Origin of the sequence: Actinoplanes aureus, from assembly GCF_015704865.1 — a bacterium.
GTDB lineage: Bacteria > Actinomycetota > Actinomycetes > Mycobacteriales > Micromonosporaceae > Actinoplanes > Actinoplanes aureus.
This window is the reverse complement of sequence record NZ_JADQTO010000005.1, coordinates 265,595-278,670: the sequence shown is the minus strand read 5'-3', so window position 1 is coordinate 278,670 and position 13,076 is coordinate 265,595. Positions and strand designations below refer to the sequence as shown.

Sequence of the window (13,076 nt, the reverse complement as noted above, 5' to 3'; positions counted from 1 at the left end):
TGCCGCGCGGTTCGGTGATCGCGCCGCACAGGGCGTACGCCGAACGGGTAAAACGGCCCACCGATCGGCCGCGACGGCAAGTCGGGCGATCGGAATCGGCGCATCGCGCCGATCATCTTGCGTCCCGCCGCGCGCCTCGGCCACGGTGTCAGGACGGCGGCGAAGCGGCCGCCCCGGGGGGAGGCGGGCCATGGCCGGATCAGGACAGCGGGCCGGGATCTTCGCGATCCGCGACGTCGGATCGCTGATCACCGAGACGCACGAGCAGGGCACCGAGCTCAAGCGGGCGGTCAGCGCCACCCAGCTCACCGCGATGGGTGTCGGCGCGATCATCGGCACCGGGATCTTCGTGGTGATCGGCGAGGGATCGGCCATCGCCGGGCCCGCGGTCATCCTGTCGTTCGTGCTCGCGGCCGTGGCGTGTGCGTTCTCCGCGCTCTCCTACGCCGAGCTGGCGTCGTCGATCCCGGTCTCCGGCAGCGCGTATACGTACACGTACGCCACCCTCGGCGAACTGGTCGCCTGGATCATCGGCTGGGACCTGATCCTGGAGTACGGGGTCTCGGTCGCCGCGATCGCGGTCGGCTGGGGCGGCAACCTCAACGCGTTCCTGGACTCGGCGTTCGGCGTCGCGCTGCCGGACGCGATCGCGACGTCCCCGGAGGACGGCGGCGTCTTCAACCTGCCGGCCGTCATCGTCGTGCTGGCGATCACGTTTCTGCTGGTCCGCGGGGTGACCGAGAGCGCCCGGGTCAACCTGGTCATGGTGGTCGTCAAGCTCGCCGTGCTGGTCTTCTTCATCGTGGTGGCGTTCGCGAACTTCGGCACCGGCAACTTCACCCCGTTCGCCCCGGAGGGGGTGGACGGGGTGACCGCGGCGGCGGCGATCATCTTCTTCGCCTACATCGGGTTCGACGCCGTCTCCACCGGCAGCGAGGAGGCCCGCAACCCGGCCAAGGACCTGCCCCTGGCCATTCTCGGCTCGCTGGCGATCTGCACGGTGTTCTACGTGCTGACGGTGGTCGGCGCGATCGGCATCGCGACCCCGGAGCAGATGTCGGCCAGCGACGCGCCGCTCGCCGCCGCCCTCGACGAGGGCGCCGGGCTGAACTGGGCCGCGGCGATCCTGGCCCTCGGCGCGGTGGTCGCGATCACCAGCGTGGTTCTGGTGATCTTCTACGGTCAGACTCGGATCTTCTTCGCCATGTGCCGCGACGGCCTGATGCCGCGCCGCCTGGCCACGGTCAACCAGCGCTACGGCACACCGGCCCGGCTCACCATCATCCTCGGCCTGCTGATCTCGGTGCTGGCCGCGCTGGTTCCCCTCGGCACCATCGTGGAACTCGTCAACATCGGCACCCTGTTCGCCTTCGTGCTGGTGAACGTGGGCGTCATCGTGCTCCGCCGGACCCGGCCGGACATGCCGCGCCCCTACCGGGTGCCGTGGTCGCCGGTACTCCCGATCATCGGGATCATCTTCGCCGTCTACCTGATGACCGACCTGCCGATGGACACCTGGATCCGGTTCATCGGATGGCTCGCGCTCGGCATGCTGATCTACGCGGCCTACGGTTACCGCCACTCCCGCCTGCGCCAGGACTCCGACCCGGTCCCGGCCGGCGGTCCCAGCGGCGGCTCCCGCGCCGCCTTCACCCGGCCGGAGAGCCGGCCGGAGGAGCCCCAGCCCGGCGACGCACGACCTGGCGACGGCCGGCCCGGCGACGTCCCGCCCGGCGGCACGCGCCCGGGTGACGACGGGCCGCGCCGGGACGGGGACGTCTCATGACCGCCCCGGCCACCGGCCCGGTCCTGGTCGGCGTCGACCGGGGCGCGGCCGCCGCCGACGCGCTCGCCCTGGGCCGCTGGGCGGCGCGGCTCCTCGACGTCCCGTTGATCGTCACGGTGGTCCGTCCGGCCGCGTCGGCGCTCGGCTCCGGCCGCGTCGACGCGGAGTGGGTCGCCGACCGGCAGCGGGCGGCCGAGGAGGTGCTCGCCGAGGCCCGCGGCACGCTCGGCGACCCGCCCGGCGTGGAGTACCGCACGGTCGCCTCCACGTCGGCCGCGCACGGGCTGCACGACCTGGCCGAGCAGACGCACGCCTCGCTGCTCGTGGTCGGCTCCGGTTCGGCCGGTCCCGCCGCCCGGCTGTTCGCCGGCAAGACCGCAGAACGCCTGCTCGCCGGCAGTGTCTGCCCGGTCGCGGTGGCCCCGGCCGGGATGCCGCACGAACCCGGCACGATCGGCCGGATCGGCGTCGCCTACGTGGACACGCCCGACGGCCGGGCCGCGCTCACCGAGGCGGCCCGGCTAGCCCGGCGTACCGGGAGCCCGCTGCTGCTGGTCACCGTCGTCGCGCACGGCGACGCCGCGATGCCGTTCCTGCTGGGCGAGGACGCCGAGCGGGCCTTCCTGGACACCAGCCGGGAGATCTACGAAGAGGCCCTGCGCAAGGCCGCCGCCTCCGTCCCGGACGTCCAGGCCGACTGGGAGATCCGCTCCGGCGACGTGGTCGAGGCCCTGGCCGACCTCGGCGAGGTCGACATCCTGTTCTGCGGCTCGCGCGGCTACGGCCCGGCCTGCCGGGTACTGCTCGGCGGCGTCTCCACCCGCCTGCTGCGCCGAGCCTGCCGGCCCCTGGTCGTAGTCCCACGGGCTTCTTGAAACCCAATCGGGGTACGGGTAGCCGGCCGTCCCGCCGATCAATGGCCGTCCCCGCCCTCCCGCGCGATCACCGCACGGGGAGAGGCCCCAGCGCGCCCGCCGGGCTGAGCACGACCCACCGCGGCGCGCTGAGTCGGCCCACCGCAGCGCCCTCGACCGCCCAACCGCAGCGCCCTCACCCCGGCCGCTCACGGACGCATCGGGTCGCTCCCAGCAGGTGGGAACATCGCCGAAGTAAGCCCGCGTGGCTGCATGGGCCCGGCGGGCGCGGTGGGGCGTCTCGCCGTGCGGTGATCGCGCGGGAGGGCGGGAACGGCCGTTGATCGGCGGGACGGCCGGCTACCCGTACCCCGAAAGAGAATGAGCGAAATGCTCAGCCTGCCCGGTGCCGGCCTCCCCGGGAAGGGGCCGCAGCGCGCGGTGCCGCCGAGGTGGGCGCGGAGGCCGCGGCCTCATCCCATGGGGAGATCGCCGGTGCGCGCTGCAGATCGGGTTCGAGGTCGGCGAGCGGGACGTAGACGCGGGCGTCGACCGCTTCGGCCAGCAGCAGCGCGGCTACCAGGGCGGTCGGCCGGTCGGCCGGGTCCTTCGCGAGGCAGCGGGAGCAGAGGTCGAGCACCTCGGGTGGCAGGCCGTCGATGTGCGGGAGGGGTTCCGGGTCTTCGAAGCGCTCGGCGACGACGAGTTCGGTGTTGGTGCGGGCGCTCCACGGCAGCCGGCCGGAGATGCAGTGATAGATGAGCGTGCCGAGGGCGAACATGTCGGTCGCCGGGGTGGCCGGCATGCCTTCGAAGCGTTCCGGGGCGATGTAGGCGGGGGTGCCCATCACCGGGCCGTCCGGGTCCGGGTCGGGCGAGCCGACGGCGGCGGCGATGCCGAAGTCGAGGACCTTGGCGCCGGCCGGGGTAAGCATGATGTTCGCCGGTTTGATGTCGCGATGCACCACCTGCTCGGCGTGGGCCGCGGCGAGCGCGGCCGCGACCTCGGCGCAGATGCGTACGCCGATGCGCCAGTCCAGCCGGCCGGCGGCGAGGTGCCGGCTGAGGGTCTGGCCCTCGACCAGCTCCATCACGATGTACGGGACGTCGCGTCCCGGCGCCGGCGAGGTGCCGAAGTCGTGCACCCCGGCCACGTTGGGATGCGCCAGCCGGGCGGCCGAGCGAGCCTCGGCCCGGACCAGTTCCACCCCGACCTCGCCGAGGGTGCCCTCCACCGCCGGCGCCATGATCTTCACGGCCACCGGCCGGTCCAGCACCTGGTCGTGTCCGCGCCATACCTCGGACATGCCGCCCAGTCCGATGCGGTTCACCAGTTGATAACGCCCGCCCAGCGTCCGCATCTCGCCTCCTCCGCGTACCCGGTAGGCCGCCCGCGGACCCCCCGACCTGCCGTTACCCAGGCCATCGGGGCACAAACGCGACCGCGTGCCGGTGGTGACCCGTAGAGGTGGAGACCGGACGGCCCGGAGGGACGGGATGTCCGGGTGAGAACACGACACCGAATAGGCATTCACATCGGCCGAACGGATGAGGTGGGCGTCAATTCCCGCGACGATTTAACCGGCCGCAAACACTCAGAGCGCTCGCTGTTGGATTCAACCGTTTTCGGGAACGCTCCCAAACGCCTTTTCGTTTCGAAGCGGAAACGGCCGTCCGATGACGCCAAGGAAAAGCGCCGGTGACGGCGAAACGGACACGGCGCTCACTCTGCGTGTAAATGCACGCCGGAAACGTGATCATACTGGGCCGGCGCAACTTAAGATCCACTAAAAGGTCACAGAGAGTGACAGAACTCCGATGCGGGCCGCCTGCCTTGAGCCGTTTCGCCGGACTTGCGAAGGCTTTCGCCTGACAAGATGGCGGAGCCGCTCCTTGTGGGGCCGGCCCCGCCATCGGGCAGTGCGGTCGGTTTCCGCGCGCACCTGACGTCAGCGACGACGTTAGGGCATCCGGATCAACCCCGGGCGGGCGGCCCCGCACCGGGTGATCACGCTCTCAGGCAATCAGGCCAGCTCGGTACGCAGGTCGTGGGCCCCGTCGGCCCGGGTCGACTCGTAGTACAGGCGCTGCCGGCCGTCCGGCAGCTCGACCAGGCTCAGGTAGCGCAGGCCGCTGGGCGGGTGCGGGCTGCCGATCGGCTCGCGGTCCTCCGCGGTCAGCTCGCCGAAGGAGCCGTCCGGCAGGCGTACGCCCCGGGCCACCCCGGTGCGCTCCTCCCAGTTCTCCCCCGCCGTGGCCCGGCCGTCGTACGAGACGGTGATCTCGTCCCCGTCCACCCGGACCGAGGAGACCCGCACGCCGCGAGCGTCCCAGCGGCCCGGTCGGCCGGCCAGCGCGGTACGCCGCCAGGTCCAGTGCACGCCGTCCGGGCTGGTCGCGTACTCGGTGGTCATCCGGTCGGCGTCGTCCCAGGACTCCAGCGGGTGCACCGAGGCCCACAGGTGCCAGCCGTGCTCGTCGTGGTGCAGCACCGGGTCCTTGACGCCGGCCGACTCGTCACCGGCAAGCACCGTGCGGGCGGCGGCGGTGGCCAGGCCTTCCGGGGTGTCCGCCTCGAGCAGGTCGACCCGCCAGTGCTTGGTGCCGGGGGTGGCCGCGCTGACGTACAGCCGCCAGGTGCCCTCCGGCGTACGCACCAGCGCGGGCCGCTCCAGCGACTCGGCGCCGAAGGCGTCCTTGCCCACCTCGGCGACCACCGTGAAGGTGAGTCCGTCGGCGGAGCGGGCCACCACGTTGGCGATGCCGCGACCGGCCCCGATCGGCAGACGCAGGCGGTACGCGAGATAGATGTGGCCGTCCGCGAGGATCGTGCTGGGCGCACCGGACCACGCCCCGGGCTCCGACCCCGGCGGTTCGACCACCACGGTGGAGTCTTCCCAGCGCGGCAGGGGCAAGGCCGTGGTTCCAGTGGTCAAAGCAGCTCCCGGGGGTTGCGGCGACGGACCCGTCAAGTTTGCATCATCTATCGGGAATGTGGGCTTTACCGGGCGCGGGCGTGTCGGTCCAGGCTGAGCCAGTCGTCGTAGTTCTCCCCGGTCACCTCGCCCAGCAGGGCGATGTCCTCGGCGAAGTACGGCAGCAGCGCGGCCCGTTCCTCCGGCGTGGTCACCGGACGGTTGCCCTGCTTGCGGTGCAGCAGCGTGAGCAGCGGCCCACGCGCGGCCAGCCGCAGCGGAACCGGGAACCGGTGCCCGACGTTGCCGCCGGCCCGGAGCAGGCCGCGCAACATCCGGTTGACGCGAGTGTCCTCGACGTAGTGCCGGTTCACGTTCTCCCTCGGGATCGAGGTGAGCACACCGGTCCGTACGCCCAGGAAGGAGCAGACCCGGTCGAGTGTCTGACCTGGACTGTCCTTGAGGTCGCGGTAGCGTAGCAGAAGCACCTGCTCGCGGGGGAAGCGTCGATAGAGGTGCTCGAGCTGGCGGCCGTAGAGACCGAGCCCGATGTAGTGCCAGAAGTCGGCCCAGTGCGCGGCCCTGCGCTGTTCCTCGGCCCGGCAGGCGGCCAGGAAGTCGGCCTCCTCCTCCAGACCGGCCACCCAGAGGTGGGTCCAGTTGGAGTGCGCCCGGTCCACCGGGTCACGCAGCAGGATGACCAGTTTGGCGTTCGGGACCAGCGCCTTCATGCGGTCGTGGGCGGCCAGGTCGTACAGGTAGAAGGGTGTGGCCTCGCCCCGCAGCGCGCCCGGCGGCGCGGGGTCGAAGAGGGCCTCGTATTCGTCGCGGCGCCAGACGTGTTCCTGGTAGGTCTGCACGTCACCGGGGCCGCCGACGGCCGGCGGCGGCCCGTCGGAGAGGAAGAACTTCGGCTCCTTGACCGGCGGGAGGAAGAGCTCCGGGTGGCCCACCAGCGCGGCGTGCAGTGCCGTGGTGCCGGCTTTGGGGACGCCGGCGATGAGGAAGTCGGGAAGAGCCATCGGTGCCCCCTAGGTTCGCTCGAATTGAGAGTTAGCCTACAGATTCACTAGGATTTCGCAGCCCGGCGGCCCAAGTGATGGACATCTCTCTTGCCCGCGGGCTGGTCAGCGCCGGCTCAGCAGGCGGCGCCACCATCGGCCCGCCCTCCGGAACCGGGCGCACCGCCCCGGCTCGCACAGCGCGCAGTCGCTACCCGAGCGGTAATGCTCGTGTGCCTGATGCGAATGTCCACAAACGCACAGCCCGGCCTCGGTCGTCATCGCTTCACCAACGGCGAACGGCTGAGGAGGCTACGGACGTTCGGCGAACTCTTCCCACCTATCAACCGTAGCCAGGCGGTCGACCTCACGCCCAGCAACAGGGTGATCACTTGAGGACACCCAGAATTAACGTTCCGTAAACAAGTGAGTTCGTAAAGTGGTGGCCGCGCTTTGCGGATCTTGTCCGGATTTACGGTGATCCACTACTCATTTACATATTCGTCGGAGACTCTCCCGAGAGATCCACTGGTATGGCCAATGTCCGTTACGCAAGGTAACGATGCGGCCTAGGCCGCCACCCGGCTACCTGGAAGTACTTGCTTCCCCATACGGGAACTGTCAGCTTTATGGCAGCTGTGACCTGAGTCGTTCTCACGACCTGTTGACGCTACGTAATCGTTTGCTAGGTTGTTTTCCTGAAGCGAGCGGCTGTGCGGTCCCACCTTCGGGAAATCGCGCGACAAGTCGCATTGCCGCCCCCCGGAAGGGACCGACATGGAGCTTTCGCACTTGAATACGCACACCGACAGTAACCGCCCGCAATCACCGACCGTGAGCGTCGTGATTCCCACGCTGAACGAAGAGCGGAACCTGCCGCACGTGTTCGCGAAGCTCCCGTCCCTGATCACCGAGGTGATCGTGGTCGATGGCGGCTCCACCGACCGCACCGTCGAAGTGGCCCGTGAGCTGCGGCCGGACGCCGTGATCGTGCAGCAGACGCGTAAGGGCAAGGGCAACGCGCTCGCCTGCGGCTTCGCCGCCTGCACCGGCGACATCATCGTGATGATCGACGCCGACGGCTCGACCGACCCGGCCGAGATCCCACTCTTCGTCGACAAGCTGATCAACGGTGACCACTTCGTGAAGGGCTCCCGGTTCAGCCACGGCGGGCACAGCCACGACATCACCGCGCTGCGCAAGCTCGGCAACGACGGCCTCAACCTGGTGGTCAACGTCCTGTTCCGGACGCACTTCACCGACCTCTGCTACGGCTACAACGCCTTCTGGCGCAACGTCGTGCCGGCGCTGGCCCTGCCGGACGTCAAGCTGCCCCAGCCGTCGGACGGCAGCAAGCTGTGGGGCGACGGCTTCGAGATCGAGACGATGATCAACATCCGGGCGGTCGCGGAGAAGCTGAAGGTCGGCGAGGTCGGCAGCACCGAGCACGAGCGGATCTTCGGCGAGAGCAACCTGAACACCTTCCGTGACGGCTTCCGGGTGCTCCGCACGATCTTCAGTGAGTACGGCCGGATGCGTAAGCGCCGTGGCGCCGGCATCGCGCCGTTCGTCGACGGCCTGCAGCTGCCCACCACGCAGACCGCTCCGGTGCTGCCGACCGTCGCCGCCCCGGTCGCCCCGGTCGTGCCCCAGTTCGCCGAGCCGCGCGGCCTCGAGCAGGTGCACGCTCCGGTCCCGGTCGTGAACGCGCCGGCGCCGGTCGTCGTCGCCGCCCACCCGGTCGGGGTCCGGCACCCCGCCGACCCGCGCCGCGACACCGGCCAGCTCAACCGGGCGAACCGGCCGCACGAGGTCGGCGTTCGGCGTACCGACGACATCAACAAGGTGCGCAGCGCTCGCCTGGACGACCTCGGCACCGCGACCCGGGATCTGCGAGCCCTGCGTGCCCGCGCGCTCGACGACATCGGCAGCGGCACCACCCAGGACATCAGCAAGCTGCGCAGCCGCGCGTCGCTCGACGACTGAACCTTTCTCAGCACGGCCAGCGCCTCAGCGCCCGGCGCCAGGTTGACAGAGGTTCACTGAGCGCGCCCCTTACCGCCCCACAGGAGCACTCCCCTCGTGAACCACACCGCTCTGCCCACGACGATCGTCATTCCCACGTACTCGGAAGTGCGCTGGGACTACCTCACCCGTACCCTCGAGTGCGCCCACGCCCAGACGCACACCCCTGAAGAGATCGTCGTGGTCGTGGACCACAACCCGGCGATGTTCGACCGGATCAAGCGTGAGCTGCCGGGCATCACGGTGCTCCAGAACGAGTACGCCCAGGGCGTCTCGGGCAACCGCAACACCGGCGCCTTCTACGCGCAGACGCCGCTGATCGCCTTCCTGGACGACGACATCATCGCCGAGCCCGACTGGCTCGAGCGGCAGATCGAGCCGTTCGCCGACCCGGAAGTGATCGGCACCGGTGGGTTCATCCAGCCGGCCTGGGAGGGCGAAGCACCACGCTGGATGCCGGGTGAGTTCCTCTGGGCGGTCGGTGGCTCGTACACCGGCATGCCCACCGAGACCGCGCCGATCCGCAACGTCTGGTCGGCGAACATGATCGTGCGCCGCGACGTGTTCGTGGCCGCGGGCGGATTCCGGGTCGGCTTCGGCAAGCTCGGCGACCGCAACCGGCCCGAGGACACCGATCTGTGCCTGCGCATGAGTGAGGTCTCCGACAACGGCCACTGGGTGTACGTGCCGGGCGCGGTCATCCAGCACGAGGTGCCCGCCGAGCGGGCCAGCTTCAAGTTCTTCGTGAAGCGCTGCTACGCCGAGGGCCGGGGCAAGGTCCAGATGGGCAGCCTGCACGAGGAGAACAGCAACGACGCCCTGGGCGCCGAGAAGAGCTACATCTGGTCGCTGCCGAAGGCCGTGGTCCGCCACGTCGGCGCGGCCGCCACCGGCAAGGGCGCCGACCACCTGCTGCGTGCGGGCGGCGTCATCGCCGGTGCCGCCGCCGCCGGTGTGGGTGGCGTCGTCGAAACCGTCAGCAAGAAGCGCGCCGGCCGGCGCAACGAGTCGGAGGCCGCTCAGTGACCACCGGTGTGAACGGTGCCGGTCTCCCCGGCGCCCCGAACCTGGACGACGAGAGCAAGATCCGCCCTGCGGTCGTGCTCGACCTCGACCTGTCCCAGCCGCTGCCCCCGGTCGCCGGGATCGCCCCGGACGGCCGTCGCGTGCTGCAGGCCCACGTCCTGGTCCGGCTCTTCACCGAGCCGCTCGGCACCGTGCTGGTCGATGTGCCCGAGCAGGGCCTCGCCCCGTATGCGCTGGCCGCGGCGATCGACACCGAGCTGGGCGAGGCGGTCAGCTCGCGGCTGCGCGGCGCACCCGTCCCGGTGCACGGATACGTCCCGCACGTCGAGCCGGAGTTCCTCGCCAGCCGCCGCGCGGTCCTCGCCTCCGCCCCGGAGATCACCGTGGTGGTCTGCACCCGGGAGCGGCCCGGCGCGCTGGCCCGCTGCCTGGACAGCCTCTTCGCCATGCAGTACCCGGTCTTCCGGATCCTGGTGGTCGACAACGCACCGGTGACCGACGCCACCGCCGAGGTGGTCCGCGCGGCGGCCCGCCGGGGCCCGGTCGAATACCTGCGTGAGCCGAAGGCCGGCCTGTCGTTCGCCCGCAACGCGGCGGTCGCCGCGGCACCCGGGCAGATCCTGGCGTGGATCGACGACGACGAGACGGCCGACCCGCACTGGCTGGCCGAGGTGGCCCGGGCGCTGGCCGCGCACCCCGAGGCCGACGTGGTCTCCGGCGTGATCGTCCCGGCCGAGCTGGAGACCAAGGCGCAGCTGTGGTTCGAGCAGTTCGGCGGGCACAGCAAGGGCCGCGGTTTCAAGCCGGACACGTTCGGCCCGCACACCGCGCACATCCAGAGCCCGCTCTACCCGCTGCCGCCGTTCGGCACCGGCGCGAACATGACGTTCCGGCCCGGCGTGATCGAGCGGATCGGCGGCTGGGACAACGCGCTCGGCGCCGGCACGCCGGCCATGGGCTCGGAGGATACGCTCGCCTTCACGCAGGTGCTGCTCACCGGCGGGACGATCGTGTACCAGCCGACCGCGGTGACCCACCACTACCACCGGCCCGACTTCGAGGGCCTGCACAAGCAGATGGTCGGGTACGGGACGGGGCTGACCGCCGCGTACACCAGCCTGCTTCTCGCCCAGCCGGGCCTGATCTTCAAACTGATGAAGCTGGCACCCACCGCGCTGCGCGATCTGACCGGCTCCGACAGCCTGCGGGTCTCCACACTTCAGGACGACTTCCCCCGCGAGCTTCTTTCGGCGAACCGGCGAGGGATGATTGCCGGACCACGTGCGTACCTGCGGGGACGCCGTGCCGCCCGGGCGAAGGTCCGGGGAACCGCCCGCTGATCATGACGGCGTACCATTCACCGGGTAAAACGCCCGCCAACCGGCGCCCTCGGCTTCGGGGGTGAGGGAGGCGGGCACTCGGTGGGTGGCGCCCGCCTCGTCACCTTTCGACCCGAAGTAGCTGTGGAGGCTGTTTTCATGGGGGACCAGCCGACGTCCGACCGGAAACGGACGCCGGAGGAAGCGACCGCGAAGCCCGCGGAGCCGCGACCCGACGAGATCGTCGTACTTACCCGGATGGGACCGGACAAGAGCGACGAGGCCGATACAGCTCGCGACAAATCAGGCACTGAGCAGGCTGGGAAGCCGGGGTCTGCCGTGCCGTCCGCGCCAACCGCCAAGGGCGCCGCCAAGGTGCCTACCGCACCGCCTGCGCCGGCCGGTGCGGGCCCGAGGCCGCCGGCTAACGGCACCGCGCCGCCCGGTGGGAAGCCGCGGCCCACATCGCTGGCTGAAAGCACTCCGCCGAGGGCTCCGAGGCCGATGCCGCCCGCGAACGGGGCCGCGCCGTCGGCTCCGCCGGTTACCGGGAGCGCGCGGCCTGCCGCCGGAAGCGCGCGACCCGCACCGCCGGCCCGCAGCACTTCGCCCGGTGGGCCGGGCGCGAACCCGCCCGCGAACGGCACCCCATCGTCGAGGGCGCCGGCCACCGGGAGCGCGCGGCCTGCCGCCGGAAGCATGCAACCAGCACCGCCCGCCGGCAGCACTCCGCCCGACGCTCCGCGCGCGAACGCGCCCGCGCCCGCGCCCGCGAACGGCACCCCGCCCTCGGCACCGCCCGCCACCGGAAGCGCGCGACCGGCACCGCCGGCCAGCAGCGCTCCGCCGAGTGCTCCGGGCACAAACCCGCCCGCGAACGGCACCGCGCCATCGGCACCGCCGGCCGGTGGAAGCGCGCGGCCTGCACCGCCGGCCGCAGGCTCCGCTTCGCCCGCCGCCGGTACTACGTCGCCGGCGAACGGCACGCCATCTTCCGCAACCGCGCCAGCCGCGAGGGCTACGGCCAAGGTCGCGCCGCCGCCGGCAGGCAACGCCCCGCCCGCCGGGAGTGCTAACCCGCCGGTGAAGAACGCCCCGCCCTCAGCGCCGGCCTCCCCCGCCAGTGCGCCGCCGGCGCAGACGCCTCCGCGCCCCGCGCCGCCCCCGCAGGGCCCTGGGAACGCCCCGCCCGCACCCCCGGTCGTCCCGGGCCACAAGCCGCCCGCTGAGGGCCCTGCGCCCAGCAGCGCGCCACCCGCCCATGGCCCGACGCCGCCCGCGAAGAGCCCGGCGCCCGCCAGCGCGCCGCCTGCGCCGGCTGCCAAGGCGTCCGCTACGGCCAAGGTGGCACCGCCGCCCGCGTCCAAGGCCACCGCACCCGCCGCGCCGCCGGCGCCTCCGGCATCCCCCGCGCCGCCGGCCAGGCCTACTGCTCCCCCGGCACCGCCTGCCCCTTCGGGACCACAGCCGGGGCCAGCAAGGCCCGCCATGCCTGCCACGCCGCAGGCGGGATCCGCGAATCCCAGCGCGCCCCCCGCACCGCAGGCGGGAACCGCAAAGCCCAGCGCGCCGCCCGCCCCCCAGGCAGGAACCGCTAGGCCTAACCCGCCCTCCACGCCGCAGGCGGGAACCGCGAGGCCTGTCTCGCCTTCCGCACCGCAGGCAGGAACCGCGAGGCCCAGCGCACCGCCCGCACCACAGGCAGGAACCGCCAAGCCTGTCCCGCCTTCCGCACCGCAGGCAGGAAGCGCCAGGCCTAGCCCGCCCTCCACGCCGCAGGCAGGAGCCGCGAGGCCTACCTCGCCGCCCGCACCGCAGGCAGGAACCGCCAGGCCTACCTCACCGCCCGCACCACAAGCGGGAACCGCCAAGCCTGTCCCGCCTTCCGCACCGCAGGCAGGAACCGCCAGGCCGAGCGCGCCCCCCGCATCGCAGCCGGGGCCCGCGAGGCCCGCCGCGCCCGCCACGCCGCCTGGCAAGGCCGCCACGCCGCCGAGTCCGCCCGCGCCGCCCGCCAAGGCCGCCGCCTCGGCCAAGGTCGCGCCACCGGCCGCCGGACCCGCCACGCCGCCCAAGGCCGCGCCGCCCGCCAGGCCGGAGCCCTCGGCGAAACCGGGACCGGCCGCCGGGACGAAGCCGCCCGCCAAGCCC

8 protein-coding genes are annotated in these 13,076 nt (G+C 72.0%); 5 read left to right on the top strand and 3 right to left on the bottom strand.

All coding sequences use genetic code 11. From position 1 onward, the window contains the following. The first annotated feature begins 190 nt into the window (after positions 1–190). Both I4J89_RS12785 and I4J89_RS12780 read left to right on the top strand, forming a co-directional pair. The gene (locus I4J89_RS12785; RefSeq protein WP_230858829.1) at positions 191–1,786 is read left to right on the top strand and encodes an amino acid permease; all 1,596 of its coding nucleotides are present in this window, start codon (positions 191–193) and stop codon (positions 1,784–1,786) included. Beyond that, complete coding sequence (locus I4J89_RS12780) at positions 1,783–2,661, top strand: universal stress protein (protein WP_196414128.1); 879 nt, start codon at positions 1,783–1,785, stop codon at positions 2,659–2,661. The genes I4J89_RS12785 and I4J89_RS12780 overlap by 4 nt, the downstream gene beginning before the upstream one ends. Before the next feature lie 373 nt (positions 2,662–3,034). Here I4J89_RS12780 and I4J89_RS12775 read toward each other — a convergent pair whose 3' ends face one another. The 3 genes from I4J89_RS12775 to I4J89_RS12765 all read right to left on the bottom strand — a co-directional run bounded on the left by I4J89_RS12775 (position 3,035) and on the right by I4J89_RS12765 (position 6,576). Beyond that, positions 3,035–4,000, bottom strand: a complete 966-nt coding sequence (locus tag I4J89_RS12775) for a serine/threonine-protein kinase (RefSeq protein WP_196414127.1) — start codon at positions 3,998–4,000, stop codon at positions 3,035–3,037. A gap of 663 nt (positions 4,001–4,663) precedes the next feature. Beyond that, on the bottom strand, positions 4,664–5,575 hold the full coding sequence (locus I4J89_RS12770; protein WP_196414126.1) for a glycoside hydrolase family protein: 912 nt from the start codon (positions 5,573–5,575) through the stop codon (positions 4,664–4,666). Positions 5,576–5,640: 65 nt separating this feature from the next. Then, positions 5,641–6,576 (bottom strand): sulfotransferase family protein, encoded by a 936-nt coding sequence (locus I4J89_RS12765; RefSeq protein WP_196414125.1) that lies wholly within the window; start codon positions 6,574–6,576, stop codon positions 5,641–5,643. Between the two features lie 756 nt (positions 6,577–7,332). Between I4J89_RS12765 and I4J89_RS49475 the strand changes: the two genes are divergently transcribed. From I4J89_RS49475 to I4J89_RS12750, 3 genes are all read left to right on the top strand, one after another. After that, on the top strand, positions 7,333–8,541 hold the full coding sequence (locus I4J89_RS49475) for a glycosyltransferase family 2 protein (RefSeq protein ID WP_230858828.1): 1,209 nt from the start codon (positions 7,333–7,335) through the stop codon (positions 8,539–8,541). Positions 8,542–8,637: 96 nt separating this feature from the next. Continuing rightward, the gene (locus I4J89_RS12755) at positions 8,638–9,606 is read left to right on the top strand and encodes a glycosyltransferase family 2 protein (RefSeq protein ID WP_196414124.1); all 969 of its coding nucleotides are present in this window, start codon (positions 8,638–8,640) and stop codon (positions 9,604–9,606) included. Further along, positions 9,603–10,946, top strand: coding sequence for a glycosyltransferase family 2 protein (locus tag I4J89_RS12750; RefSeq protein ID WP_309238285.1), 1,344 nt, complete (start codon positions 9,603–9,605; stop codon positions 10,944–10,946). Before I4J89_RS12755 ends, I4J89_RS12750 begins: the two co-directional genes overlap by 4 nt. The last annotated feature ends 2,130 nt before the right edge of the window (positions 10,947–13,076 follow it).